Consider the following 25,749-nt stretch of genomic DNA (forward strand, 5'->3'; position numbering starts at 1 on the left):
ACACTGCCCAGGGGGAGGACCGCGATGCATCAGGCCCTACGGTCACGGACCGTGTTCCGTCCCGCCCCCGGCGCACCGGCGGCCCCTGGTCCCCGGCCGCATCCGCACCATGTCCGGTCGCTGATCGACGCCGACGCCCTCCGGGTCCTGCACCGTGCCGCCCGGGTGCTCCTGGCGGACCTGCCCGATCTCACCGACCGGCTGGTGACCGCTCTCCAGGACCAGGAGCCCGCCTATCGCGCGGCCGTGACGAGCGATCCGACCGCGACCTGGCAGGAGGTGCACCGCTCGCTGCGGCACAGCGTGTCCTCGCTGATCGATCCGCGCGGCAGCCGGGACGCGGCCCGCCGTTGCTCGTGGAAGATCGGCGCGACCCGCGCGGAACAGGGCCTTCCGCTGGACGCCCTGCTGCACGCCTTCCGGCTGGGCGGATCCCTGGTGTGGCAGGGCCTCATCGAGGAGACCTGCCGGACGGCTCCCGAGGATGTGCGGCTGCTCGTGCACATCGCCGCCGACGTGTGGAACTTCGTCGACGAGCACTGCACCCTCGTCGCCGACGCCTACCGGCAGGCCGAACGGCAGCTCGCCTGGCGGCGTGAGAACCGGCTGCGGGTGCTGGCCGGCGCCCTGCTCGACGGCGCCAGCCGGATCGCGGACCTGCCCGAGACCGCCCAGGCGCTGGACCTCCCCGAAGAGGGCCGCTACCTCGTCGTGGCGGTGACGGCCGGCTGTCCTTCCGACGCCGCGGGGGCGCGGGCCGCCCACGCCCGGGGCAGGCGCGCGTACTGGCACACGGGGGTGGAGGTGGACTACGGCATCGTCCTCCTGGGCGAGGGCGAGAACGGCAGTGAAGGCGAGGGCGCGAGCGCGTCCGGGTCGGGGTCGGGGTCGGGGTCCGGGTCCACGATCAGGGGCGGGGGCGCGGACGCCGGCTCGCCGTCCGTGTCGTCCGCCGTGTCGCCCGGCAGCGCACGGACCGGCGTCAGCACGGCGGTGTCGGGACTGGCCGCGGTCGGCGACGCCCGTCGTCTCGCGGACATCGCACTGGGCATGTGCCCGCGGCCCGGCGGCGCGATCCGGCTGACGGAGCACCTCCCGGCCGCGCTGGTGGTCTCCGCCCCCGACCTGGGCGCGGCGCTGGTCGAGCGGGTGCTCGGGCCGCTGAGCGGTCTGGAACCCGCCGACGAGGCCGTTCTGCTCGACACCCTGGCCACCTGGCTGGCCTGCGACGGCTCCGCCCAGCGGGCGGGGGAGCGGCTGTACTGCCACCGCAACACCGTCCTCAACCGGCTGCGCCGCTACGAGCAGTTGACGGGCCGTTCCCTGTCCCGGCCGGCCGATCTGGTGGAGATCAGCCTCGCCCTGACGGCACGGGGTCTGCACGCCCGCTGAACGCCGGGCGTCGGTGTTGTGCCACGACATGCGACCGATGGCCGGAATCACCGATCGGTCGGCCATGCGTAACCCGTGAGCCTCGTCCGCCTTGTGAGATGGATGTGCATGTCTCCCGGATGACTGTGCGAGGATCATTTTCAGTCACCTCCAACAGACCAATCTCTTCACACTTTCGACACAAAGTTCACGCTTTGATCAGGTGGGCTATAGTCACAGTCCAAGCATCAACTATCTGGGGGCGCTCGGACCAGGTGGGGGCTTGGTCCGGTGGACGTGTGCTCGGCATCGTCTGCGCATCCCGCAGCAGTCTCGTGGGGGTTGACCAAGTGGAACGTTGGCCGGATGACGCCCAACCCGAAGGGCCGGACGATCCGTCCGGGGCCCACGACACCGTCTTCGCCGGGCGCAGAACCGGCATTCGGACGAGAGCGGTACGAGCCGGGAGCTTCTGGGAGGCCGCGAAGGAACCCGGTTCCGCGCGCACCGAGGCGACGGCCCCCCTGCCCGTCGGCGCCGCCGTGCATCCCGCCTTCACGGCCGAGCCCCTCCACGACGCGGACGAGCTGACGGTGCAGCTCGCGGGTGTCGACCCGGCGTCCACGGCAGCCCCGACCGGCCGCCGGCTCGAGTCCCAGGACGGCGCCGGCACGCCCGTGTTCGTCGACGAGTCGGGCCGCCGCAGCCGCCGGTTGCGCCGCCTCGGAGTGGCCGTCGGCATCGCCTGCTCGGTGTACGCCCTCGTCATCGTCGCCACGCTCGTCTCCGGCAACTCCAGCGCCCCCTGGCTGCCCCTGCCGGGACAGGGCGACGACACCCCCGCCGGGAAGGTCGAGACCTCGCCCGTGCCCGCGGTCTCCCAGAGCCCCTCGGGATCGGGCAGCGCCGCGCCCGGTGCGGGCTCGGCGGGCTCCGCTCCCACGGCGTCGTCCATGGGCGGCGCCGGCGACGTGCCCGGTGCCACCGTGAGCCCCGGCGGTTCCCAGGCGTCCGCGCTGCCCGAGGCGTCCACCGGCACGACCACCGCGAACCCCACCGTCACGGCGACCGCGTCCGGTCCGGCCGTGTCGGACTCCGCCGCCGCCTCACCCGAGGCGAGCCAGTCGGACAGTGCCGGGACCGACCCCTCGCCGAGCGCCGTCGACGACACCGGCGGGACGGGCGAGATCCTCGGCGAGGCGAACTCCGTGTCCTCCGGCGGCTGACACCGCTTCCGCCCGGCCCTCCTTGCCGCCCCTTCTGCGCCCGCCCCGCTGACGCCCTTCCGCCCGGCCGCTGTTGCCACCTCTTGTGCTCCGTGCCCGCTGACGCCCCTTCCGCCCGGCCCCGTTGCCGCCCCTTCCTCCCGGCCGCTGTGGTCACCGATTCCGCTCGGCCCCCGCTCACCCTCCCTTCCCTCGGCCCCCGCTCACTCCCCTTCCTGCCTTGTTCTGGAGCACACTTTCCGATGGCATTCCCCGCCCGCCGTCGCAGGCCCGCAGCCGCGGCCCGTGACAGCGCCGCCCGGCGCCGCCGCGTACCGATGCGCTTGATGCTGCCCTCCCTCGTCCTGGTCGCCATGATGGCGATGCTGATGGTGCGCGGTTATGTCCACAGCGAGATCCTGGCCGACCACCGCGTGCAGCCCGAGGCGGCCGCCGACAAGGTGCCCGACGAGATCCTGGACGGCGGCCCGGTCATCGACAGCCGGGGCGGCCGCAGCACCAGCCGCGAGGTGCCCGACCACCGGCTGGTCCTGACCTTCGACGACGGCCCCGACCCGGTCTGGACGCCCCAGGTCCTCGACGTGCTCAAGGAGCACCACGCGCACGCCGTCTTCTTCGTCACCGGCACGATGGCCTCCCGCTATCCGGAGCTGGTCCAGCGCATGGTCGACGAGGGTCACGAGGTCGGCCTGCACACCTTCAACCACCCCGACCTGTCTTTTCAGTCGAAGAAACGTATCTCCTGGGAGTTGTCCCAGAATCAGCTCGCACTCGCCGGCGCCGCGGGCATCCGCACCTCGCTGTTCCGCCCGCCGTACTCGTCCTTCGCCGACGCGATGGACAACGAGTCCTGGCCGGTCACCGAGTACATCGGCTCACGCGGCTACCTGACCGTCGTCAACAACACCGACAGCGAGGACTGGAAGAAGCCCGGCGTCGAGGAGATCATCAGGCGCGCCACGCCCAAGGGCGGCAAGGGCGCGATCGTCCTGATGCACGACTCCGGCGGCGACCGCCACCAGACGGTCCAGGCGCTGGACCGGTTCCTGCCCGAGCTGGCCTCCCGCGGTTACGAGTTCGAGAACCTCACGGAGGCCCTAGGCGCGCCGAGCGCCCACACCCCTGTCACCGGCCTCGACCTGTGGAAGGGCAAGGCGTGGATCTTCCTCGTCGGGGCCGCCGAGAACATCACCGGAGTGCTGATGGTCGGCCTCGCGGTGATCGGTGTCCTGGTCATCAGCCGGTTCGTGCTCATGCTGCTGCTCTCCGTCCTGCACGCCCGCAGGGTGCGGCGGCCCGGCTTCGGCTGGGGCCCGCCGGTCACCGAACCGGTCTCGGTGCTGGTACCGGCGTACAACGAGGCCAAGTGCATCGAGAACACCGTCCGTTCGCTGATGGCGAGTGAGCACCCCATCGAGGTGCTCGTCATCGACGACGGATCCGACGACGGCACCGCCCGGATCGTCGAGGACCTGCGCCTGCCCGGCGTCCGGGTCGTCCGCCAGCTCAACGCGGGCAAGCCGGCCGCCCTCAACCGGGGCATCGCCAACGCCCGGCACGACCTCATCGTGATGATGGACGGCGACACGGTCTTCGAGCCGTCCACCGTCCGCGAACTGGTGCAGCCCTTCGGCGACCCGAAGGTCGGCGCCGTGGCCGGCAACGCCAAGGTCGGCAACCGTGACTCGCTGATCGGCGCCTGGCAGCACATCGAGTACGTGATGGGCTTCAACCTCGACCGCCGGATGTACGACGTCCTGGGCTGCATGCCCACGATCCCCGGCGCGGTCGGCGCCTTCCGTCGCTCGGCCCTGGAGCGGGTCGGCGGCATGAGCGACGACACGCTCGCCGAGGACACCGACATCACCATGGCCATGCACCGCGACGGCTGGAAGGTGGTGTACGCGGAGAAGGCCCGTGCCTGGACCGAGGCCCCGGAGTCCGTGCAGCAGCTGTGGTCCCAGCGCTACCGCTGGTCGTACGGCACCATGCAGGCGATCTGGAAGCACCGCCGGGCGCTCTTCGAGCGCGGCCCGTCCGGGCGGTTCGGCCGCGTGGGGCTGCCGTTCGTCTCGCTGTTCATGGTGCTCGCCCCGCTGCTGGCCCCGCTCATCGACGTCTTCCTTCTCTACGGAGTGGTGTTCGGCCCCACCCAGAGGACGATCGTGGCCTGGCTGGGTGTCCTCGCCGTCCAGGCGGTGTGCGCGGCCTACGCCTTCCGGCTCGACCGCGAGCGTATGACCCACCTGATCTCGCTGCCCCTCCAGCAGATCCTCTACCGCCAGCTCATGTACGTCGTGCTGCTCCAGTCCTGGATCACCGCCCTCACCGGCGGCCGGCTGCGCTGGCAGAAACTGCGCCGCACCGGCGCCGTCGAGGCGCCGGGCGGCCCGGCACCGCGTCAGCGCACCGGCGGCACCAACGACCGGAGGCCTGTCGCATGACCCAGGGTTACCCGACCGGCACGGACGCGGGTTCCGAGCGGACACCGGCTTTCGGCGTCCCCCGGCAGCGGACCGCGCAAGCCCTGCCGGAGCCGCCCGCCACGACCGGGACCGAGGGCGCGACCGCCGCGAAGAAGCCGGGACGCGACCGCTACCTCGACCTGCTGCGTACGATCGCCCTGGTCAGGGTGGTCGTCTACCACCTGTTCGGCTGGGCCTGGCTCACGGTGCTGTTCCCGTCCATGGGCGTCATGTTCGCCCTGGCGGGCTCACTGATGGCGCGCTCGCTGAAGCGTCCGCCCCTGGGCGTGATCCGGGACCGGGTCCGGCGACTGCTGCCGCCGCTGTGGCTGTTCGGCGCGGTCGTCCTGACGCTGATGTTCGCGGGCGGCTGGAAACCGCTGGACGATCCCGACCACGGGGGCACCCTGGGCGTCGTCGAACTGCTCAACTACATCGTCCCGCTCGGCGCGCCTCCGTTCCCCTGGGACATCGGCTCCAAGTCCGGTCTGCTGGAGAACACCTGGGCGGTCCAGGCGGCGGGCGTGCTCTGGTACCTGCGGGCGTACCTGTGGTTCGTGCTCGCCTCGCCACTGCTGCTCTGGGCCTTCCGCCGAGCGCCCTGGGTCACGCTGTTCGCTCCGCTGGCGCTGACGTCGGTGGTGGGTACGGGACTGGTGTCCATACCCGGCGAGACCGGCAACGCGGTCAGCGACTTCGCCGTCTACGGCAGTTGCTGGGTGCTGGGCTTCGCCCACCAGGAGGGGCTGCTCGCCCGCGTGCCGCGCTACGCGGCGGTCTCCTGCTCCGCACTTATCATGGCCTTCGGCCTGTGGTGGGCCTCGGGGCACCAGGGACCGGACGGCTGGGACCTCAACGACATCCCGCTGGCCCAGGCCGCCTGGTCCTTCGGGTTCGTGGTGATCCTGCTCCAGTACTCGCCCTCGTGGCAGGAACTCCCGCGCGCACTGGCGCGCTGGGACAGACTGATCACCCTGTCCAACAACCGGGCCGTCACGATCTACCTGTGGCACAACCTGCTGATCATGGCCACCGTCCCGATCATCGACCTGGCGTACGGACTGCCGTTCATGGAGAGCCGGAGCGCCACGGCCGGTCTCGATTCCACCTACATGCTGTGGATGCTGGTGCTGGTCTGGCCGCTCATCGGCGCGATGATCATCGCTACCGGCTGGATCGAGGACATCGCGGCGAAGCGGAAGCCGCGGCTGTGGCCCGACGGCCGCGAGAGCAAGGCGCGACGCGCGAAGCCGGGTGGTGCGGCCCGGTGACCACAGGTGCCGCCGCCGCCTCGCGCGGCGGCGGCACCCGCACCGGCCCGGGGCCCGCGGGGTGGAGGTGAACGCCACGCCGACCGCGACCGGCCGCGCCGTGCCGGGTACACCGACGATCGTCAGCCGTCAGCCGTCAGCCGTCAGCCGTCAGCCGTCAGCCGTCAGCCGTCAGCCGTCAGCCGTCAGCCGTCAGCCGTCAGCCGTCAGCCGACGGTCGTCAGCGGTCGGCGGTCGGTCGTCGGCGGTTAGCGATCAGCGGTCGGTCGTCGGCGGTCCGCGGTCCGCCGTCGGCCGTGAGCGGCACGCGGACGGCTTGAGCGGCCCGCGGACGGCGTGAGCGAGGGCGGCCGCGGCACCGTGCCCGCGCGCCGACAGGGGGACCGGCCCGAGGTCGGTCCGACCCGCGCGCGGCGCGGCGGCGGCTCGGTCACGCCGGACAGCCGTCCGTCATCTCCCGCACCGTCATCCGCCCGGCAGGCCGTGGCGCGAGCCTCTGCCGGACGCTGCTCCTGCTCACGGTCCCAGGCCATGTCCGCACAGTCCGGTCGGACTCGCGACGCCCCGGCAGGCCCCCGCAGGGGCCCCCGGCCGCGTCGGCGGGATCGCCCACATGACCGTCCACATGCAGGCGCCGGGAGGACCACCCTCCGCCTCGTGATCGGGCGCATCGGGCGCCGGGAGCCTTGCCGCCGGGCGGACGACGTTGTTTCGCGGACATGCCCTGGCACCGGTATCGCCACGGCGCCCCTGTGCCGCCGTCGCATCCGAGCGCATCGGGCGTCGGGAGCCGTGCCTCCGGGCAGACAAGGCCGGTGGGCGGACACGGCCTGGCATCGGTATCGGCATCCTCATAGCCCCCCTGTGTCACCGTGGCGTCGGCGACGAAGCGGGGGCCGGGTCCGTGGGCCTGAGCAGTGGGCCCCGTCCGGTTCCGGGCGCCCGGGGCCCGTCCCCCCTGGGCACCCGCACAACCCCGCCGACCTCCCGTTGGGGTGGCGCAGCGACCCCGCGTCCGCACCTGTACCGCCCCTCCCTCGTCGTGCTGTCGTGAGCTCCCCTTCCCCCGAAACTCCGTGCCCGCCGGCACGGACCCGAGGAGCCGCGATGCCCGGAGTACCCCCGCAGGAGCGGCCCGCGCTGCACGTCGAGGGTCTCGACGTGACGTACGGGCGGGCCTTGTCAGCCCTGCGCTCCGTGTCCCTGACCGTCCCGCACGGCGCGGTCGTGGCGCTGCTGGGCGCCAACGGCGCCGGTAAGTCCACGCTGCTGCGGGCGGTGTCGGGCACCCTGCGTCTGCACCGCGGCACCGTCACGGCCGGCCTCGTGCGTTACGGAGACACGGTCCTGGACGGCCGCGACCCGGTGGCGGCGGTGCGGGCCGGCGTCGTCCAGGTCCCGGAGGGCCGCCGGGTCTTCGCCGGCCTGACCGTGGAGGAGAACCTGCGCACCGGCGGCCTCGGCCTCGGCCGTCGGGCGCCCGAGCAGGTCCGGGAAGCCCGCGACCGCGTGTACACGCTGTTCCCGGTGCTCGCCGAGCGCGGTCGGCAGGCCGCCGGTCTGCTGTCCGGGGGAGAGCAGCAGATGCTGGCCATCGGCCGGGCGCTGATGGCGGCACCACGACTGCTCCTGCTCGACGAGCCCTCCCTCGGCCTGGCCCCGCGCATGGTGTTCCGGATCGCCGAGGTGATCCGCGAGATCAACGACCAGGGGACGGCCGTCCTGCTGGTCGAACAGAACGCGGGCATGGCGCTGTCCCTCGCCGACCACGCCTACGTTCTGGAAGTGGGCGAGGTCCGGCTGTCCGGTCCGGCCGACGACCTCGCGCGCACGGACGCGGTACGGCGTCTCTACCTCGGTGACGACGCCGGCGACCAGGGGGCCGCGTGAGCCTGCGCCCCATCACCGACACCGCCCCGGACCGGCTCCCGGCGGCGGCGCCCCCGGAACTGCGGGTCCGGGACGTCACCGTGCGTTTCGCCGGACTGACCGCCCTGGACGCGGTGTCGTTCACCGTCGCCCCGGGTTCCGTGCACGCCCTGATCGGCCCCAACGGCGCCGGTAAGTCCACCTGCTTCAACGTCCTGTCGGGCCTGTACAGGCCGGTGTCCGGGGAGGTCCGGCTCGGTGACGAGCCGCTCACCGGACGCGCGCCGCACCGAATCGCCGCACTCGGCGTGGCCCGCACCTTCCAGAACATCGTCACCACCGAGGGCACCGTCGCCGACAACCTCATGCTCGGCCGCCACATCCTGTCCCACGCGGGCTTCGCCGCGACCGCCCTGCGTCTGCCCCGGGCGGTACGCGAACAGCGCGCCCACCTCGCGCGGGCCCGGGAGATAGCCGAACTCACCGGACTGGCGACCCGCTTCGAGACACCCGTCGCCCTGCTGTCGTACGGCGACCGCAAACGCGTGGAGCTCGCCCGCGCCCTCTGTCTCGAACCACGCGTCCTGCTGCTCGACGAGCCCGTGGCCGGCATGAACGGCGCCGAACGCGCCCGGACGGCCGAGGTGATCGACACCGTCCGCGCGGAGCTCGGCCTGTCGGTCCTGCTGGTGGAACACGACATGGGCCTCGTGATGCGCCTCGCCGACGAGGTCACGGTGCTCGACTTCGGCCGGCGGATCGCCCACGGCACCCCCGACGAGGTCCGCCGCCACCCCGAAGTGCTGCGCGCCTACCTGGGCACCCCGGGCGAGGACACCCCCGGCGAGGACACCACCGCACAGGGCACCACCGCACAGGGCACCGCCCTCGAAGAGGAAACCGACTCCGAAGGGGACCCCGTATGACCGCCTTCCTCGACAGCATCCTCACCGGGCTCGCGCTCGGCGCGGTCTACGCACTGGTCGCGCTCGGCTTCGTCGTCATCTTCAAGGCGTCCGGCGTGCTCAACTTCGCCCACGGATCGCTGCTGCTGTTCGGCGGCTACCTCGTCGCCGTCCTCCACGACGACTGGGGATTCGCCGGTGCCCTCGCGGTGGCCGTGCTGGCCACCGCGGCGCTCGCCGGGGCCCTCGACCGGCTGCTGCTGCAGCGCGGCGACCCCGACCCGCAGGCCGCCCATGTGCAGACCATCGTCACCATCGGCGTGGACATCGTGCTGCTGACCGACCTCTCCCGGCGCATCGGCGGTGACCTGCTGACCCTCGGCGACCCGTGGGGCGATTCGGTGACCCGTCTGGGCTCCGTGACCGTCGCGGACAGCCGGCTCGCCGCGATCGCCGTCTCCGCGCTCGCCATCGGCGCCGTCTTCGCCCTGTTCCGCTACACGTCCTGGGGCCTGTCCCTGCGGGCCGCGGCGGAGGACACGGAAGCGGCCGCGCTGATGGGCGTACGGCTGAGCCGGGTGCGCATGCTCGCCTGGTGCCTGGCCGGCGCCCTGGCCGCCCTGGCCGCGGTGTTCCTCGCCGCGTTCCCCACCCCCGGGCTGGAACGGACCACCGGTCAGATCGCCCTCAAGGCCTTCCCGGCGGCGATCCTCGGCGGCCTGACCTCCCCGCCCGGCGCGCTGGCCGGCAGCCTGCTGATCGGCCTGACCGAGGCGCTGGCGGCCGGATACCAGTCCGAACTGCACGTGCTGGGCGAGGGGTTCGGCGACGTCGCCCCGTACGCCGTCATGGTGGCCGTCCTGCTGGTGCGGCCCACCGGACTGTTCGGCGCGAAGGGAGCGGCTCGTGTCTGAGCGGATCCCCAAGGGCGCCGGCGTGCTCCTGGCCGCCCTTCTGCTGTGCGCGCTGCCCTTCTACCTGGACGCCTTCTGGCTGCGCATCGGCCTGTTCTCGATGGCCGCCGCCATCGGCGCCGTCGGCCTCGGCCTGCTCACCGGCACCGCCGGTCAGCTCTCCCTGGGGCACGCGTTCTTCCTCGCCGTGGGCGCCTACGGCTACACCTGGCTGGCGGGAGAACCCGGCCCGGGACTCCCGACCGCGCTCGCCGCACTCCTCGCCGTGCTGCTCGCCGGGGCGGCGGGCGGGCTGTTCAGCCCCGTCGCCGGGCGGGTGCGCGGCATCTACCTGGGCGTCGCCACCCTCGCCCTGGTCTTCCTGGGCCACCATGTGCTGCTCACCGCCGACTCCGTCACCGGCGGGTTCAACGGCCGCTCCGTGCCCCCGCTGAGCATCGGGGGGTTCTCCTTCACCGACGACGACCCGGGCCTCGTCCTGCTCGGCGTGCCGTTCGGCGCCGAGGAACGCCTGTGGTTCCTCGGTCTCGCCCTGCTGGCCGGCACCTGGTGGACCGCGCGCGGCCTGCTGCGCGGACGCCCGGGGCGTGCCCTCGCGGCCCTGCGCGACAGCGAGACGGCGGCGGCGGTCATGGGCGTCGACGTCGCCCGCCACCGCTCGGCGGCCTTCGTCGTGTCGTCGATGTACGCGGGCCTGGCCGGGGTGCTGCTCGCACTGGCCTTCCGCCGGGTCGTCCCCGACTACTTCGGCCTGGCCCTGTCGGTCGACTACCTGGCGATGATCGTGATCGGCGGTCTCGGCTCGGTGGCCGGGGCCGCCGCGGGCGCGGTCTTCGTCACGGCGCTGCCCCTGCTGATGACCCGTTACGCCGACCAGCTTCCGCTGGTGACCGCCCCCGGCACCACCGAGGGCGGAGTGGGCCCGACCGAGGCGGCCCGCTACCTCTACGGCGCGGCGATCGTCCTGATCCTGCTGTATGCCCCCGACGGACTGCGCGGCCTCGTCCGCCGCGTCCGCACCCGTCTGCGCCGCGCCTCCCCGGCCCCGGCGCCCGCCACCCGTCCGTCCGCTTCCGCAGTCCGAACCAAGGAGTCCACCCCGTGAACCGCAGGCACCCCAGACACCGCGCCCCCGCAACCCTCCTCGCCGCCGCGCTCGCGGCCCTGCTCGTCGCGGCCACCGGATGCAGCTCCAAGGCGGACGGTGACAGCGGCTCCGAGAGCGCCGACGGCGTCAAGTCCGGCCCCGGAGTGACCGCGAAGACCATCAGACTCGGCGCCCTCACCGACCTGACCGGCCCCTACGCGACCCTCGGCAAGAGCATCGTGCAGGCCCAGCAGATGTGGGCCGACGAGACCAACGCCGCCGGCGGGATCTGCGACCGCAAGGTCGAGATCGTCGTCAAGGACCACGGCTACGACGTGCAGAAGGCGGTCACCGCCTACGCCGACCTCTCCCCGGACGTCGTCGCGCTGCCGCAGGTCATCGGATCCCCGGTCGTCGCCGCCCTCCTCGACGACATCGAGAGCGACCACCTGCTCACCTTCCCGCAGGCCTGGGCGGCATCCCTGCTCGGTAAAGACTCCGTCCAGGTCATGGGCACCACCTACGACGTCGACATGATCACGGCCGTCGACTTCCTCACCCGCACCAAGGGACTCGCCAAGGGCGACGCCATCGGCCATGTGTACTTCGAGGGCGACTACGGCGCGAACGCCCTGGAGGGTTCGACCTGGGCGGCCGGGAAGGCCGGGCTGAAGATCGTCCCGCAGAAGATCAAGGCGACGGACACGGACCTCTCCGCGCAGGTCTCGGCGTTGCGCAAGGCCGGTGTGAAGGCCGTCCTGATCAGCGCGGGCCCGGCCCAGACCGCCTCCCTGGTCGGGGTCGCCGCCTCCCGCGGACTGAAGGTCCCCGTCGTCAGCAGCGCGCCCGGCTTCGCGCCGCAGCTGATGAAGACCCCGGCGGCGCCGGCCCTGCTGGGCATGCTGAACGTGGTCAGCGCGGCGCCCGCCGTGAGCTCGGACCTGCCCGGCGTCCAGAAGATGGTGACCGCGTACGGAAAGAAGTACCCCGGCTCCCCGGTGGACTCCGGGGTGCTCTCCGGATACAACGCCGCCCAACTGCTGGGCGCCGACCTGAAGAAGGCCTGCGCGGCCGGCAGCCTCGCCCGCGAGGACGTGGTGAAGGCGCACCGTGCGCAGAAGAACGCCGACACCGGACTCGGCTCCCCGCAGGACTTCTCCGACGTCTCCCGCCCCGCCGCCCTGTCGACCTATGTGCTCAAGCCGGACGCGAAGGCGGTCGGCGGCCTGGTGGGCGTGGAGGAGGCGCACCAGGCGCCGGGCGTGACGGAGTACCTGGAGAACCGCTCCTGACCGGCACTTCCGCGATTCAGCGGCCGTGCTGCTGAATGCGTTCGCTTATCTCCATTGGACCCGCGGGTGACGGCGGGGCCAGGCTGGACGACGTCCGGTGCACCGCGATCACCTTCCGGTGCACCGGACTTCGCCCTGCCCGCCCGCATCCGAAAGAGGTCCGAGCCCATGCAGACCCGCCGCATCGGTGACCTGGACGTCAGCGCGATCGGCCTCGGCGCCATGCCCATGTCGATCGAAGGACGACCGGACGAGGCCCGGTCCCTCGCCACGATCCACGCCGCACTGGACGCGGGCGTCACCCTGATCGACACCGCGGACGCCTACCACCTGCACGCCGACGAGGTCGGCCACAACGAGATCCTGATCGCCAAGGCCCTCGCCGGCCACGACCGGGGCCGGGACGTCCTGGTCGCCACCAAGGGCGGCCATCTGCGTCCCGGTGACGGCAGCTGGACCCTCGACGGCAGCCCCGCACACCTCAGGACGGCCTGCGAGGCGTCACTGCGGCGGCTCGGCGTGGAGGCCATCGGCCTGTACCAGTTCCACCGCCCCGACCCGCGGATCCCCTACGAGGAGTCCGTCGGCGCCGTGCGGGAGCTCCTGGACGAGGGGAAGATCCGCGCCGCCGGCATCTCCAACGCGAACCCCCGGCAGATCGCGCTGGCGAACGACATCCTCGGCGGGCGCCTGGCCGCCGTACAGAACCAGTTCTCCCCGGCCTTCCGCTCCAGCGAGCCCGAACTGCGGCTGTGCGAGGAGCTCGGCATCGCCTTCCTGCCGTGGAGCCCGCTCGGCGGCATCTCCCGCGCGCGCGAACTGGGCTCCTCCTACGCGCCGTTCGCCCATGTCGCCGAGGCCCACGGGGTCAGCCCGCAACGGGTGTGCCTGGCCTGGATGCTCGCCAGGTCACCGGTCGTGGTCCCCATCCCCGGCGCGAGCCGGCCGGAGACGATCCTGGACTCCCTCGCGGCGACGGACCTCGTCCTGACCGCAGGCGAACTGGCCGAGCTGGACGCCGCCGTCTGACACGACCACCAGGAGGACCGCCGTCCATGGCGTCGCCGTACGAAAGACCGCTCGACCACCGTTACCGGGGCGAGCATCCGATCCGCACCCTCGCCTACCTGCTGCGCGCCGACCGGCGCAGTCTCGCGGCCGCGGCCGGTGTGTTCACCGTCAAGCACAGCCCGATCTGGCTGCTGCCGCTGATCACCGCGTCCATCATCGACACCGTCGTCCAGCACCAGCCGATCGGCAGACTCTGGACGAGCACCGGCGTCATCCTCTTCATCCTGCTGGTCAACTACCCCCTGCACCTGCTGTACGTGCGGCTGCTCTACGGCAGCGTCCGCCGGATGGGCACCACCCTGCGGTCCGCGCTGTGCACCCGTATGCAGCAGCTCTCCATCGGCTACCACTCCCGGGTCAGCGCCGGCGTGCTCCAGGCCAAGGTGGTGCGGGACGTGGAGACCGTGGAGCAGATGGTGCAGCAGACCGCCGAGCAGGGGCTCGGCGCGCTGACCGTGCTCACCGGCGGCCTTGTCATCATCGCCGTGCGCACACCCGAGTTCGTGCCCGTCTTCCTGGTCGTGGTGCCCGTGGCCGCCGTCCTCGTGGACCGCCTCAGGGCCCGGCTGCGCACCCACAACGAGGACTTCCGGCACGAGGTGGAGACCCTCTCCTCACGCGTCACCGAGATGACCCGGCTGATCCCCGTCACCCGCGCCCACGGGCTCGAACGCAAGGCACTGCGCCGCATGGACGGCACCCTGAGCCGTCTGCTCACCTCCGGTATGCGCCTCGACCTGCTCAACGGCCGCTTCGGCTCGCTGGCCTGGGTGCTGCTCAACGTGATCGGCGTGCTCGTCCTCACCGGCGCCGCGCTCGTCTCGTACTACGGCGTCTGGGGCGTCACCGCCGGTGACGTCGTCATGCTGAGCGCCTTCCTGACCACCCTCACCAACTCCACCACCACCCTGACCGGGCTGGCCCCGGTCATCACCAAGGGCCTGGAGTCGGTGCGTTCGGTCGGCGAGGTACTCCAGGCGCCCGAACTGGAGGACAACGAGGGCAAGTCCGAACTCACCGCCCTGCACGGCTCCGTGACCTTCGAGGACGTCGGCTACGCCTACGACAGCGGCAGCCCGGCGGTGCGCGACTTCACCCTGTCGGTCACTCCGGGGGAGACGGTCGCCCTCGTGGGGGCGTCCGGCGCGGGCAAGTCCACGGTGCTCGGTCTCGTCATCGGCTTCATCCGGCCGACCTCGGGCCGGGTGCTGCTCGACGGGACCGACATGAACACCCTCGACCTGCGCACCTACCGGAGGTTCGTGTCGGTGGTCCCGCAGGAGTCGATCCTCTTCGACGGCACGATCCGCGAGAACGTCGCCTACGGCATGGAGGACGAGGCCGACGAGGAGACGGTCCGCGCGGCCCTGCGCGACGCCAACGCGCTGGAGTTCGTCGACCGGCTCCCCGAGGGGCTGCACACCCTCGTCGGTGAGCGCGGGGCGCGGCTGTCGGGCGGGCAGAAGCAGCGTCTGGCCATCGCCCGCGCCCTGATCCGGGACCCGAAGGTGCTGGTCCTGGACGAGGCGACGTCCGCGCTCGACACCCGCTCCGAGGCGCTCGTCCAGCAGGCCCTCGCCCGGCTGCTGCGCGGCCGCACCACCTTCGTGGTGGCGCACCGGCTGTCCACCGTGCGCGGCGCGGACCGGATCGTGGTGATGGGGGAGGGGCGGATCCTGGAGACCGGTACGCACGACGAGCTCCTGCGGCGGGGCGGCGCGTACACGGATCTGCACAGCGGACAGGTCGCGTGAGCGCAGGTGGCCGGATCCTGACCCCGGCGGGTGACATTCCCGCCCGCCGTGCATGATTCGCCCGCGTCCGGGCACACGCAGCGCAAACAGAGAGAGGGGCGCTCGTGATCGTGCCGGACCCGAAGGTCGCCAGGACATTGCTGACCCGGTACGCGACGCTGAGGATCGCTCAGGCGGAGTGGGACAGGCCGGAGACGGCTCGTGAACTGAAGGACGTGACGTACACCCTGTGCGTGCTGATGGGCACGCCCGACGTCCGTGAGGCGGTCGCCGCGGCGGACGCCCTCCTCGAGTCCGCGGCGGCCGTGCCGGCGCGGGACCCGGAGAGCGGACTGTCCCTGGCCGTCTGAGGACGGTCCCGATTCGGCCCCGGGGCGGCGGTGCGCCCAGCGGCGCCCGCCGCGCCCGGACGTCTCACGAGGCGGTGGAGCCGCACGGGTCGGCCTGCCGGGTGTCGTGCTCCGGGGACGCCCCGGCCAGCCATTGCGCGATGGTACGGGCGATCGGCTGCCCGGTGTCCACCTCCACGAAGCCGAACTGACCGGACTGGTTGCACTCCAGGAACCACCACGTCCCGTCGGCGTCCTCCGCGAAGTCGAAGGCCCCGTACGCCAGTTCCGCCTCGCGCAGATACCGGAGCACGGCCTCGGCGAGGCGCGGCGGGACGTCGGCGGGACGCCACGGTGCGGTGGAGGGAGACCAGCGCACGTCGACCACGTCGGGGTCGCCGCCGGAAGCCGTCTCCTTGCGAGCGGCCAGAATGCGGTCGCCGACCGCGGTCAGCCGGATGTCGGCCCGCTTGGCCACCCGGCGCTGGAGCAGCGTCGGACCGTAGGCGACGGCGGCGAAGTCCGCGCCCGGCGGGACCCGGGTGGTGGGTACCGCGCGGGGCGGATCCTGCGGATGTGCCCCGGACACCGGCTTGACGACCAGGTCCGGGTAGCGGTCCGCGAACTCGCGGGCCGCCTGCGGGAACGTGGTGACGATCGTGGCCGGCACGGGCAGCCCGCTGAGCTGCGCGAGCCGTAGCTGCCAGGGCTTGTGCCGGGCGCGCCGGGCCGCGTCCGGGTGGTTCATCCAGCGTGCCCCGGTACCGCGGAGCATCCCGTACAGCGCCTGTGAGGCCTCTTCCGTGAGCCACGCGGACGGCTGTGCCGCGCGGGCCGCGGCCGCGCCGGGCCGCCGGACCCACACCGATCGCAGCCCGTCGAGGCTCACCAGCCGTCCGGCGGACGACAGGTGCCCCCGGAAGGCGCCGTGCACGAACTCGCCGGAGAGCGCGACGGAGTGGGTCAGGTCGGCCGGGTCAAGCCGGACGACGGGGACGCCCGCGGCGTTCAGGTGCACGACCACCATGTCCGCCGTGACGTCCTCTTCACAGGTAAGGATGAGCACGGTCATTTTCGTCGGCCCGTGTTCAGTCGTCGAAGTGGGTCTTGGAGCCCGCCGTCGAGGTCGTCGTCCCGAGCTCTCTCAGGAGGGCGTGGTCACGAGCGGCGATCCGGCCGTCGAGGAGTACGTTCAACTGCATTCCGGGGTCATAGGCGTACGGAGTGCTGAACTCCAACTCGGCCGCTGGGCGTGCGTAGTTGAGCGTGAACGGTTGCATCGTCTCTCCCTCGTCGGTACTGCCTCGATCAAGCGGTGCCGCTGTGCGACGTCACTCGGGCCCGCTGCTTGGTGCTGGATAGGTGCGTCCTTCAGTCACTTATACGAATCGAACGGGTGGTTGGTTTCCTTACTCTCCGTGATCGTCGCGGGGTTGGGCACCGAACAGGGCGCGGAGCAGGGGAGATCGGGCCGAGCGGGGGCGAAAACGTCTTCTGGGACGGTCAGTCGGAGAGGCGTTCGGCGGCGTCGGCGGGGGTGTGGCGCAGGGAACGCAGGGCCAGCAGAAGGACACCGATGTCGTCGAGGTAGACGGGGTCCGGCAGTACGTCGGTGGGCAGCACGAAGTACAGGACCGCACCCCAGAACACCCAGCGCGGCCCGGTCGGAAGCCCCGCTCGTCGCAGGCCCCGGCGGGCGCGGACCAGACGCACGAACACGACGGCGGCCACGGCGAACAGGGCCGCGGCCGCCAGCACCGCGACGACGACGAGCGTGGTTGGCGCATCCACGGGCCCTCCCAATGGTCCGTCGCGCAGCGTCTGCTCCTACTCGGTTTCCCCGCTTTCGGTTTCCGGATGCCCCTTTCCGGCGGGATTACCGCATCGGACGCGGCTCACACGACTGCCGCGTCCGAGTGGCGGAGTGCGCCGGGGCGCCCCTGTAATGGGCAGGGTCACGTCGCGTGTCGCATCTCGGGGATGCAGGGGCGACCGCACCCTCCAGAGAGAGCTCAGCATGATCACCCGCTCCACACGGTCCCTCACGGACCGTTCCGACCCACCCCTCCCCGCCGCTTCCGCAGCCACCACGGAACTGCCCCCGGTCCCGGCGACGCCCCCCGGGTACGGGCCGGACGCCGGCCCACCGAGCGAGGCCGGTTCCCGGGCCGGCTACGAGCCCGCCCCCGTGGCCGCCCGTCCCGACCCCGTCGACGGCCTCCTCCACGCCGCGGCGGCCGACCGGCCGCTGGAGGACGTCGCCCGGCTCATCGCCCTGCCCGAACAGTGCGAGGGGGGCGCGGACGCGGCGTTCGGCGTACTGCGGGTGGTCGGCACCGACCGGCCCCTCGAGGACGTGCCCCGGCTGGTGGCGGTGCTGTCCCGGCCGCCGTACCACGCGGAGCACGCCGGCCACATGATCCGTGCCGCGGCCGAGAGCCGCTCCGTGGAGGAGGTCACCCGGCTCCTGGAGCTGCTCCACCGCGCGCCCCTCGAGCCGCACTGCGGCGAGGAGGCCGTCCGGACCGCGGCCACCCACCGGCCCGTCGAGGAGGTCGTCGAACTCGTCGAACGGCTCGCGCGCGAGCGGGCGGGGCTCATGGCACCGCCGTCGACCGCCCCGCAGGGGGAGGGGCCACCCGTGCCCTCCCTCACCGACCCGGCCGGCGCCGGACTCCGGCCCGCGCAGCCGCCCCCCGCACAGGACCCGGCACAGGCCCCGGCCCCGGGGCCGGCACAGGCGCCGCGGACGCCGGCGGGCCGGCCGGGTGCGTTCGTACCGTGGCCGGCGTGGGCAGCCGCCCTGGCACTGGTCCTGTGCGGCGCCGCGTACCTCCCCGTGCACCATGACGGTGCCCCGCCGGGCATCCTGGGGGCCACCCTCGCCTCGGCCGGGATCCCGCTCCTGCTGGCCCTGCTGCTGGTCCGCGGGCCCACGCCGACGCTGCTCGGAGCGGCCGTCCTGGTGCCGACAGCGCTGACCGGTGCCCAACTGCTCGCCCGGCGCGCCCAGGCGACGCAGCTGACCGGGTTCACGGAGGCCACCCTCGCGCCGCCCTGGCTCGCCGCTCCGACGGCCGCGGCCGCCGCGCTGACGGCGCTCCTCGCGCTCCTCGTGAGCCTTCGGGACGGGCGGCGAACGCGCGTGGCGCCGAGCATCCCGGGCTGACCTCCGCTCAGCGCCGGTCAGCCGGCCGGCGCCGGGTGCTGAGGGGCCTCCAGCAGGCCCGTCAGCACCCGGTCGGGGGTGAGCGGCAGTTCGCGGAAGCGGACGCCCGTGGCGTGGTGCACGGCGTTGCCGAGGGCGGCCGCCGTGCCCACGATTCCGATCTCGCCGATCCCCTTGCCGCCCAGGGGGTTGAGATGCGGATCGTCCTCGTCGATCCAGTGCGCCTCGATGTCCGGAACGTCGGCGTGCGCGGGCACGTGGTAGGCGGCGAGATCCGACTCGGCGAAGTCGCCGAAGGCCGGGTCCAGGGTGCTGCCCTCGGTCAGCGCCATGCCCAGACCCATCGTCATCCCGCCGACGAACTGGGAGCGCGCGGTACGGGAGTTGAGGATGTGCCCCGCCGCGTACACCCCGAGCAGCCGGCGCACCCGCACCTCTCCGGTCACCGTGTCCACGGAGACCTCCGCGAAGTGCGCCCCGAACGCGTGCCGGGCGAAGGGGCTTTCGGCGTCGGCCTTCCCCTTGGTGTCGGCGCGCGCCGCCAACCCCTCGTCGGGCAGGGGACCCTGATGTCCCGCCAGCTGAGCGGCGAGGCGGGTGCAGGCCTCGTGCACCGCCCAGCCCCAGGAGGCGGTGCCGGAGGAGCCGCCCGCCAGCGGGGCCGCCGGCAGATCACTGCTGCCCACCCGGATCCGCACCCGCTCCAGGGGCGCCTCCAGGGCGTCCGCGGCGATCTGCGCGAGGACAGTACGGGCTCCGGTGCCGATGTCCGCGGCGTTCACCTCGACGAGGAAGGACCCGTCCGGCAGGGCACGCGCCGCAGCCCGCGACGGATACGCCTGCACCGGGTAGGTGGCGGCGGCCACGCCCGTCCCGAGCAGCAGCGGCCCGGCGGCGCGCGCCCGGGGGCGGGGATCCCGCTCGGACCACCCGAACCGGCGGGCGCCCTCCCGCAGACACTCGACGAGGTGCCGGCTGCTGAACGGCTTGCCGCTGTCCGGCTCGGTCTCCGGTTCGTTGAGGATCCGCACCTCGACCGGGTCCCTCCCGAGCGCCTCGGCCAGCTCGTCCATCGCGGACTCCAGGGCGTACATGCCCGGCGCCTCACCGGGCGCCCGCATCCAGGACGGCGTCGGCACGTCCAGCCGGACCACGTGGTGCCGGCTGCGCAGGGTCGGGGCGGCGTACATGATGCGGGCCGGGATGCCCGCGTACTCGACGAACTCCTTGACGCGGGACGTGTACGTGGTCACCTCGTGCACGAGCGACGTCAGCCGGCCGTCGGAGTCCGCGCCCAGGCGCAGCCGGTGCAGTGTGGACGCCCGGTGGCCTACGGACGTGGGCAGTATGCGGCGGGGCAGGACCACGGTCACCGGACGGCCGGTGTGCCAGGTGGCCATCGTGGCGAGCACCACGTCCGGCCGGGGCGTGCCCTTGGATCCGAAGCCGCCGCCGACATGCTCGGCGACGACCGTGATCCGCTCGTTCGCCAGTCCGAACATCTTGCCGAGCACGCCGCGCACGGTAGTGGTGCCCTGGCTCGAGGTGTGCACGGTCAGCCGTTCGCCGTCCCAGTGCGCGGTGCTGGCGTGCGGCTCCATGGGGTGGTTGTGCAGGGGCGGCACCCGGTAGCCGACGTCGACCCGCACGTCCGCGTCGGCGAACGCGCCGTCGGGGTCGCCCAGTTCGCGTACGCCGGGAAACATCCCGTTGACCTTCTCGGGGACGTACGCCTGCGGATGGGTGGCGGTGAGCGTGACGTCGTGCGGTTCCTCGGCGAAGGAGACCCGTACGGCGGCGGCGCCGGCCCGGGCCGCCTCCGGGCTGTCGGCCACCACCAGGGCGACGAACCACCCCCGGTTCGGCACGTCGGCGTCCTGGAGCACGGCGAGGGTGGCGTCGTCCGCCGGGGCCAGGCGGGGCGCGTTGCGATGGGTGAGCACGGTGACCACACCGGGCAGCGCCAGTGCCGCCGTGTCGTCGACGTCCGTCACCCGGCCCCGCGCGATCGCCGCCGGGACGGGACGGGCGAACAGCCGCCCGGGAAGGGGCTGTTCGGCGGCGTAGCGGGCGGTTCCGGTGACCTTCTCCCGGCCCTCCCTGCGCTCGGCGGGGGCGCCCACGGCGGTCATGAGTCCTCCTCGTGCGGTCCGGGCCCGCCCCGTCCGGGCTCGTGCGGTACGGGCCTGTGCGATCCGGGCTCGTGCGGTACGAGTCGCGTCAGGACGTCCACGGCGAGGTTGCGGGCCAGCGGCACCTTGTACGCGTTGTCGCGCAGCGGCCGGGCCTCGGACAGTTCCAGCTCGGCGGCGCGCTCGAAGGCCGCCCGGGTGGGGGCAGCGCCCAGCAGGGCCTCCTCGGCCCGCCTGGCCCGCCACGGGCGGTGGGCCAGCGCCCCGAAGGCGATCCCCACCTGCGCGACGACGCCGTCGGCGACCTCCAGGACCACCGCGACGGAGGCCAGCGCGAAGGCGTACGAGGCCCGGTCGCGCGCCTTGCGGTACGCGGACGGCAGCCCGGCCGTGGCGGCGGGCAGCAGGACGGCCGTGACGAGTTCGCCCGGTTCGATCACGGTGTCCCGCTCCGGTTCCGTCCCGGGCAGCCGGTGGAACGCGGCCGCCGCCACCCGGCGCACACCCGCCGTGCCGTACAGCTCGACCTCGGCGTCCAGCGCGGCCAGCGCGACGGCCATGTCCGACGGATGGGTGGCGATGCAGTGTTCGGAGTGCCCGAGTACCGCGTGGTCGCGGTGCACGCCCTCCCGGGCGGCGCAGCCGCTGCCCGGCTCCCGCTTGTTGCACGGCTTGGAGACGTCCTGGAAGTAGGGGCATCGGGTGCGCTGGAGCAGGTTCCCGCCGGTCGTGGCGGCGTTGCGCAGCTGCCCCGAGGCGCCCGCGAGCACCGCCTGGGAGAGGACCGGGTAGCGGTCACGCACGCGGGGGTGGGCCGCGAGGTCGCTGTTGCGCACCAGGGCGCCGACGCGCAGCGACCCGTCCGGCAGCTCCGTCACCTCGTCCAGCGGGAGCCGGGTGACGTCGACGAGGGCGGTCGGCCTCTCCACGCCGAGCTTCATCAGGTCGACGAGGTTGGTGCCGCCGCCCAGATAGCGTGCCCCCGGGTGTGCGGCGAAGGCTTCGGCTGCCTCCGCGAGGCTGCCGGCCCGTACGTAGGCGAAGGTTTCCACCGGATCACGTCCTCTGGTTGCCCCGGTCGTGCGCTCGGGCCGCCGGCCCCGTCACGTGCCGGCCGCCCCGGTCACGTCCGTGACCGCGTCGACGATGCGCGGATAGGCGCCGCAGCGGCAGAGATTGCCGCTGAGCCGCTCGCGGATCTCGTCCCGGTCCAGCGCGACGGGCCGTCCGGAGGGCGCCGCGGGATCGGTGACGTGCGAGGGATGGCCCGACTCCGCCTCGGCGAGCGCGCCCACCGCCGAGCAGATCTGGCCGGGTGTGCAGTACCCGCACTGGAATGCGTCGCGCTCCAGGAAGGCCCGCTGGAGCGGATGCGGATCCCCGCCGTCGCCGGACAGGCCCTCGACGGTCGTGACGTCGCTGCCGTCCAGGGCGACGGCGAGCAGCAGACAGCTGTTGACGCGCCGCCCGTCGACGAGGACCGTGCACGCGCCGCACTGGCCGTGGTCGCAGCCCTTCTTCGCTCCGGTGAGGTCGAGATCCTCGCGCAGCACGTCCAGCAGCACACGCCGGTGGTCGACGGACAGGGTGTGCGGCTTGCCGTTGACGCGCAGCTTCGTGTCCGATCGGTGGGGCGACGACCGGCGGCCGTGCTCACTGCCCATGTCCTGGTCCCTTCCGGGGCGGTCCGTGGTGCCGTGCAGACCGCGTATCCAGAGTGGGGCCCGTGACACGTACCGGAACGGGGCAATCCGCGCAGGGGCGCGTGCCGGCCGCCCACCGGGCTATCGGTCGGTCGCCTCGCGGTCGTCGTCACCGGTGGCGCCCGGGGCACCCGTGGTGCGCTCCTGTCCCGCCGTCCCGGTGCGGGCCGGCGGAACGGCCGACGCCACCGGGCGCAGGCCCTTGGTCGTCTCCCTGAACCGCTCCAGGGTCCTGCCCAGCTGCTGGAACGGCGAGCCGTTCTTCCTGGCCGGGGCCGGCCGCGGTTCCCCGGCCTCGGCGGCCGCCTCCCGGTACGCGGCCAGCGCCTCGTGGGCTTGTTCGGCGGCCTCCCGGTACAGGTCCCGGGACTCCGTCATCGCCTCCAGCGCCTCCTTGTACATCACCACGAGCTTGCGCTCCCGCGCGAGCTCCTCCTCCGGGGTCAGCAGCCGCCAGTCCTCCCGCAGCGCGGTGAGCGCGGCGTCGGCGCCCTCCGGCAGCGGCCGGGGCAGCGCCGCGAAGCGCCGTACCGCGTCCAGCAGCTCGGTGGGATGCGTGCCGTCGAGGAACACGCTGCGCACCGCGTAGTCGGCGGCGTCGTAGTCGGCCGGAGCGGGGGCGCCGGGAAGGACCAGGGCCCCGCCGCGCGGCACCTCCACCCCGGACTCCTTGAGGGCCCAGTTCACGGTGCGCAGCTGGTGCGGGGCCGCGCGGTGCTCGACGACCCGGTGGTGCAGGCCGGGCGGCAGGAGCCGGACCAGGGACTGCCGGCCCCGCTCGTCGGGCGTCATGGCCTCGTGCACGACGAGGTGGACGGTCCAGGTGTCCCGCAGGGCGGCCCGGAGCGCGCGCCGCAGTTCCTTCTCGTCCCCGGGGAGCGGGTTGGCGGCGAGGAACCGTTCACCGGTGACCGTCTCGTTGCCCCACAGGGCGTCGGGCTCCCAGGACCAGAACATCCCGGCGGGCGAGGGCCACCGCTGGTCCCACGGCCGCTCCGCCTCCGCCGTCAGCGTCCACTCCTGGCCCTGTCCCGACCACTCGGCGAGCCTCAGCCGGGCACGGACGGTCACCTCCCCCTCGACGAGCCAGCGGGCCTCGAAGGCCGTCTCGCCCTCGGGGGTGTCGCTGTCGGGCAGCTCGGCGAAGTCCTGGACGGTCTCGGCGTCCCTGAGTGCCTGGAGGTGTTTGCGCAGGACGTCCGGAGCGGTGGGGCCGGTGTGGCGGCCACGGGTCTGCCACACCGTGGAGGGCGTCGTGGGCGGAACGGTCGCGGAGATGTGTGTGAGTCCATTCGTGAGGGCGGTGACGACGTGGCGACGACGGGCGAAGGCCAGTATCACTCGCCGCGGGGGGTGTGCGATCAAGCGGGTCGGTGGCGCGGGCACCCGCGGGCGCCCCGCCGGGGTGTGCCTTCCCCGGCACGGCACGGGTCACGCGTGCGGATCCGGCCCGTGGGGCCGGCGCTGCGCGCCGGGGGTGTGCGCCACTCGTACGGGGTGTGCGCCGTTCACCACGGCCGGTGCCTGCGCACGCGTGGGCCGTCCGGCTCGGGGACCCGAGAATCGGAGCCGGTGGACAGGGCTCGCCCACCATCCGCGTCGGGGCGAGCCCTGTCCGCGTCGGCCGGCCGGCGACGCGGCCTCTCGGCGTCACCGCCGCGCAGTGTTTCCCGAGCCGGGCGAGCCGGGCGAGCCGGGCGGGCAAGGCGGGCGAGCCGGGCGGGCAAGGCGGCGAGCGCAGGGGGCATGGCGCGTCCGGCTGCCGGCGATCGTGGCGTGGCCGCCGCTTCCCTCCATCGTGATCGCGCGGCTCGTCGCCCCCGTGCGCGACCGGCCCGTTTCTCCCGCGGGGGACGCCGAGCGGGCCGCCGCGCGGCAGCCGGACCGGTTGCGGTGGAACCGGAGGTCCTTCCCGACCGGCAGGTCGTCGCTCCCCCGGCGGGCGAGCGTGAGCAGCACGGTGTCCGGGGCGGCCCGGCGCACCTCGCCGTCCTCGCTGTCCAGGGCCTTGTCGAGAATGTAGGCGGGGACGACGCGGTCGAAGGGGCTGCCCGGATCCCGGAAGGAAGCAACGACATCATGCGCGTCATCGTGACCCGCGGCCCGACGGAGGCATCGGTATGAACGACATCGGGGAACCCGTGCTGCTGCACACCACCGGCAGGGCCGCCCACATCACGCTCGACCGGCCGAGGGCCATCAACGCCCTGAACCACGCGATGGTGCGCCGCATGGACGACGCGCTGAGGGTCTGGGAGCGCGACCCGGCCGTCGAGGTCGTCGTCATCTCCGGAGCGGGGGAGCGCGGTCTGTGTGCGGGCGGCGACATCCGCGCCGTCCACGACGACGCCCGCGACGCCGACGGCGCCGCCTCGGCCCGTTTCTGGCGCGACGAGTACCACCTCAACGCCCGCATCGCCCGCTTTCCCAAGCCCTACGTCGCCCTGATGGACGGCATCGTGATGGGCGGCGGGGTCGGCGTCTCCGCGCACGGCAGCGTCCGGATCGTCACCGAGCGGTCGAGGGTCGCGATGCCCGAGACGGGCATCGGCTTCGTGCCGGACGTCGGCGGCACCTACCTGCTCGCCCGTGCCCCGGGCGAACTGGGCACCCATCTCGCCCTGACGGGTGCGCAGATCGGGGCGGGGGACGCCGTGTCGTGCGGGCTCGCCGACCACTACATGCCGTCCGTCTCGCTCCGGCGGTTCGTCGACGACCTCACGGACCGGCCCGTACGGGAAGCCCTGGACCGTCATGTACGGCCCTTGCCGCAGGGCGAGTTGTCCGGCCACCGGGGGTGGATCGACGCCTGCTACGCGGCCGACACCGTCGAGGAGATCGTCCGACGGCTGTTCGCCCACGGCGGCCCGGCGGCCAAGGAGGCCGCGGAGACCCTGCTGGCCAAGTCGCCCACGGCGCTCAAGGTCACGCTCGCCGCCCTGCGCCGTGCCCGGCGGATCGGCTCGCTGGAACGGGTGCTGGAACAGGAGTACCGCGTCTCCTGCGCAGCCCTGAGCACACATGACCTGGTCGAGGGCATCCGCGCCCAGGTCATCGACAAGGACCGCGAACCCCGTTGGTCGCCGGCCACCCTCGCCGAGGTCACGGCGGCCGACGTGGAGCGCTTCTTCGCCCCGCTCGGCGAGCGTGAACTCGGCCTCGCCGGCCCCTGATCCCACGACGTGGGTCGA

At 73.3% G+C, this 25,749-nt stretch carries 21 protein-coding genes; 14 read left to right on the forward strand and 7 right to left on the reverse strand.

What is annotated here, in order from left to right:
* The first annotated feature begins 24 nt into the window (after window positions 1–24).
* The 12 genes from QF030_RS36215 (at window position 25) to QF030_RS36270 (ending at window position 15,575) form a co-directional block, all read left to right on the forward strand.
* Window positions 25–1,392 (forward strand): PucR family transcriptional regulator, encoded by a 1,368-nt coding sequence (locus QF030_RS36215; RefSeq protein ID WP_307166785.1) that lies wholly within the window; start codon window positions 25–27, stop codon window positions 1,390–1,392.
* Window positions 1,393–1,721: 329 nt separating this feature from the next.
* The gene (locus QF030_RS36220) at window positions 1,722–2,597 is read left to right on the forward strand and encodes a hypothetical protein (protein WP_307166786.1); all 876 of its coding nucleotides are present in this window, start codon (window positions 1,722–1,724) and stop codon (window positions 2,595–2,597) included.
* 242 nt (window positions 2,598–2,839) lie between these two features.
* The gene (locus QF030_RS36225) at window positions 2,840–5,041 is read left to right on the forward strand and encodes a glycosyltransferase (protein WP_373428855.1); all 2,202 of its coding nucleotides are present in this window, start codon (window positions 2,840–2,842) and stop codon (window positions 5,039–5,041) included.
* Window positions 5,038–6,333, forward strand: coding sequence for an acyltransferase family protein (locus QF030_RS36230; protein WP_307166787.1), 1,296 nt, complete (start codon window positions 5,038–5,040; stop codon window positions 6,331–6,333). Before QF030_RS36225 ends, QF030_RS36230 begins: the two co-directional genes overlap by 4 nt.
* Before the next feature lie 1,107 nt (window positions 6,334–7,440).
* Window positions 7,441–8,223 (forward strand): ABC transporter ATP-binding protein, encoded by a 783-nt coding sequence (locus QF030_RS36235; protein WP_307166788.1) that lies wholly within the window; start codon window positions 7,441–7,443, stop codon window positions 8,221–8,223.
* A complete protein-coding gene (locus QF030_RS36240) occupies window positions 8,220–9,128 on the forward strand; it encodes an ABC transporter ATP-binding protein (RefSeq protein ID WP_307166789.1) in 909 nt (302 codons plus the stop codon). The genes QF030_RS36235 and QF030_RS36240 overlap by 4 nt, the downstream gene beginning before the upstream one ends.
* A complete protein-coding gene (locus QF030_RS36245) occupies window positions 9,125–10,021 on the forward strand; it encodes a branched-chain amino acid ABC transporter permease (protein WP_307166790.1) in 897 nt (298 codons plus the stop codon). Before QF030_RS36240 ends, QF030_RS36245 begins: the two co-directional genes overlap by 4 nt.
* On the forward strand, window positions 10,014–11,126 hold the full coding sequence (locus QF030_RS36250) for a branched-chain amino acid ABC transporter permease (RefSeq protein WP_307166791.1): 1,113 nt from the start codon (window positions 10,014–10,016) through the stop codon (window positions 11,124–11,126). Before QF030_RS36245 ends, QF030_RS36250 begins: the two co-directional genes overlap by 8 nt.
* Complete coding sequence (locus QF030_RS36255) at window positions 11,123–12,400, forward strand: ABC transporter substrate-binding protein (RefSeq protein WP_307166792.1); 1,278 nt, start codon at window positions 11,123–11,125, stop codon at window positions 12,398–12,400. The genes QF030_RS36250 and QF030_RS36255 overlap by 4 nt, the downstream gene beginning before the upstream one ends.
* A 168-nt stretch (window positions 12,401–12,568) precedes the next feature.
* Complete coding sequence (locus QF030_RS36260; RefSeq protein ID WP_307166793.1) at window positions 12,569–13,429, forward strand: aldo/keto reductase; 861 nt, start codon at window positions 12,569–12,571, stop codon at window positions 13,427–13,429.
* A 26-nt stretch (window positions 13,430–13,455) separates the two neighbouring features.
* The gene (locus QF030_RS36265) at window positions 13,456–15,225 is read left to right on the forward strand and encodes an ABC transporter ATP-binding protein (protein ID WP_307166794.1); all 1,770 of its coding nucleotides are present in this window, start codon (window positions 13,456–13,458) and stop codon (window positions 15,223–15,225) included.
* Window positions 15,226–15,329: 104 nt separating this feature from the next.
* Window positions 15,330–15,575 (forward strand): DUF5133 domain-containing protein, encoded by a 246-nt coding sequence (locus tag QF030_RS36270; protein WP_307166795.1) that lies wholly within the window; start codon window positions 15,330–15,332, stop codon window positions 15,573–15,575.
* Window positions 15,576–15,639: 64 nt separating this feature from the next.
* Here the strand turns inward: QF030_RS36270 and tgmB are convergent, their stop codons facing one another.
* The 3 genes from tgmB to QF030_RS36285 all read right to left on the reverse strand — a co-directional run bounded on the left by tgmB (window position 15,640) and on the right by QF030_RS36285 (window position 17,345).
* A complete protein-coding gene (gene tgmB / locus QF030_RS36275; protein WP_307166796.1) occupies window positions 15,640–16,626 on the reverse strand; it encodes an ATP-grasp ribosomal peptide maturase in 987 nt (328 codons plus the stop codon).
* A 16-nt stretch (window positions 16,627–16,642) separates the two neighbouring features.
* A complete protein-coding gene (tgmA, locus tag QF030_RS36280; RefSeq protein WP_307166797.1) occupies window positions 16,643–16,834 on the reverse strand; it encodes a putative ATP-grasp-modified RiPP in 192 nt (63 codons plus the stop codon).
* Between the two features lie 223 nt (window positions 16,835–17,057).
* Window positions 17,058–17,345, reverse strand: coding sequence for a DUF1232 domain-containing protein (locus QF030_RS36285; RefSeq protein ID WP_307166798.1), 288 nt, complete (start codon window positions 17,343–17,345; stop codon window positions 17,058–17,060).
* Between the two features lie 226 nt (window positions 17,346–17,571).
* Here QF030_RS36285 and QF030_RS36290 point away from each other — a divergent pair, with 226 nt between their 5' ends.
* On the forward strand, window positions 17,572–18,723 hold the full coding sequence (locus QF030_RS36290) for a hypothetical protein (RefSeq protein WP_307166799.1): 1,152 nt from the start codon (window positions 17,572–17,574) through the stop codon (window positions 18,721–18,723).
* Window positions 18,724–18,740: 17 nt separating this feature from the next.
* Here the strand turns inward: QF030_RS36290 and QF030_RS36295 are convergent, their stop codons facing one another.
* From QF030_RS36295 to QF030_RS36310, 4 genes are all read right to left on the reverse strand, one after another.
* Window positions 18,741–20,855 (reverse strand): xanthine dehydrogenase family protein molybdopterin-binding subunit, encoded by a 2,115-nt coding sequence (locus QF030_RS36295; RefSeq protein ID WP_307166800.1) that lies wholly within the window; start codon window positions 20,853–20,855, stop codon window positions 18,741–18,743.
* Complete coding sequence (locus tag QF030_RS36300) at window positions 20,852–21,907, reverse strand: FAD binding domain-containing protein (RefSeq protein WP_307166801.1); 1,056 nt, start codon at window positions 21,905–21,907, stop codon at window positions 20,852–20,854. Before QF030_RS36300 ends, QF030_RS36295 begins: the two co-directional genes overlap by 4 nt.
* A 51-nt stretch (window positions 21,908–21,958) precedes the next feature.
* Window positions 21,959–22,519 (reverse strand): (2Fe-2S)-binding protein, encoded by a 561-nt coding sequence (locus tag QF030_RS36305; protein WP_307166802.1) that lies wholly within the window; start codon window positions 22,517–22,519, stop codon window positions 21,959–21,961.
* A 120-nt stretch (window positions 22,520–22,639) separates the two neighbouring features.
* A complete protein-coding gene (locus QF030_RS36310) occupies window positions 22,640–23,800 on the reverse strand; it encodes a hypothetical protein (RefSeq protein ID WP_307166803.1) in 1,161 nt (386 codons plus the stop codon).
* 878 nt (window positions 23,801–24,678) lie between these two features.
* Between QF030_RS36310 and QF030_RS36315 the strand changes: the two genes are divergently transcribed.
* Entirely contained in the window at window positions 24,679–25,731 is a 1,053-nt protein-coding gene (locus QF030_RS36315; RefSeq protein WP_307166804.1) for an enoyl-CoA hydratase/isomerase family protein, read from the forward strand.
* Window positions 25,732–25,749: the final 18 nt, after the last annotated feature.

It is taken from the genome of Streptomyces rishiriensis (genome assembly GCF_030815485.1).
Lineage (GTDB): Bacteria > Actinomycetota > Actinomycetes > Streptomycetales > Streptomycetaceae > Streptomyces > Streptomyces rishiriensis_A.

Coding starts and splice junctions, on each gene's coding strand:
- tgmA (WP_307166797.1), bottom strand. CDS start 16,834: ATGCAACCGTTCACGCTCAACTACGCACGCCCAGCGGCCGAGTTGGAG.
- QF030_RS36235 (WP_307166788.1), top strand. CDS start 7,441: ATGCCCGGAGTACCCCCGCAGGAGCGGCCCGCGCTGCACGTCGAGGGT.
- QF030_RS36315 (WP_307166804.1), top strand. CDS start 24,679: ATGAACGACATCGGGGAACCCGTGCTGCTGCACACCACCGGCAGGGCC.
- QF030_RS36215 (WP_307166785.1), top strand. CDS start 25: ATGCATCAGGCCCTACGGTCACGGACCGTGTTCCGTCCCGCCCCCGGC.
- QF030_RS36295 (WP_307166800.1), bottom strand. CDS start 20,855: ATGACCGCCGTGGGCGCCCCCGCCGAGCGCAGGGAGGGCCGGGAGAAG.
- QF030_RS36225 (WP_373428855.1), top strand. CDS start 2,840: ATGGCATTCCCCGCCCGCCGTCGCAGGCCCGCAGCCGCGGCCCGTGAC.
- QF030_RS36260 (WP_307166793.1), top strand. CDS start 12,569: ATGCAGACCCGCCGCATCGGTGACCTGGACGTCAGCGCGATCGGCCTC.
- QF030_RS36245 (WP_307166790.1), top strand. CDS start 9,125: ATGACCGCCTTCCTCGACAGCATCCTCACCGGGCTCGCGCTCGGCGCG.
- QF030_RS36290 (WP_307166799.1), top strand. CDS start 17,572: ATGATCACCCGCTCCACACGGTCCCTCACGGACCGTTCCGACCCACCC.
- QF030_RS36305 (WP_307166802.1), bottom strand. CDS start 22,519: ATGGGCAGTGAGCACGGCCGCCGGTCGTCGCCCCACCGATCGGACACG.
- QF030_RS36265 (WP_307166794.1), top strand. CDS start 13,456: ATGGCGTCGCCGTACGAAAGACCGCTCGACCACCGTTACCGGGGCGAG.
- tgmB (WP_307166796.1), bottom strand. CDS start 16,626: ATGACCGTGCTCATCCTTACCTGTGAAGAGGACGTCACGGCGGACATG.
- QF030_RS36230 (WP_307166787.1), top strand. CDS start 5,038: ATGACCCAGGGTTACCCGACCGGCACGGACGCGGGTTCCGAGCGGACA.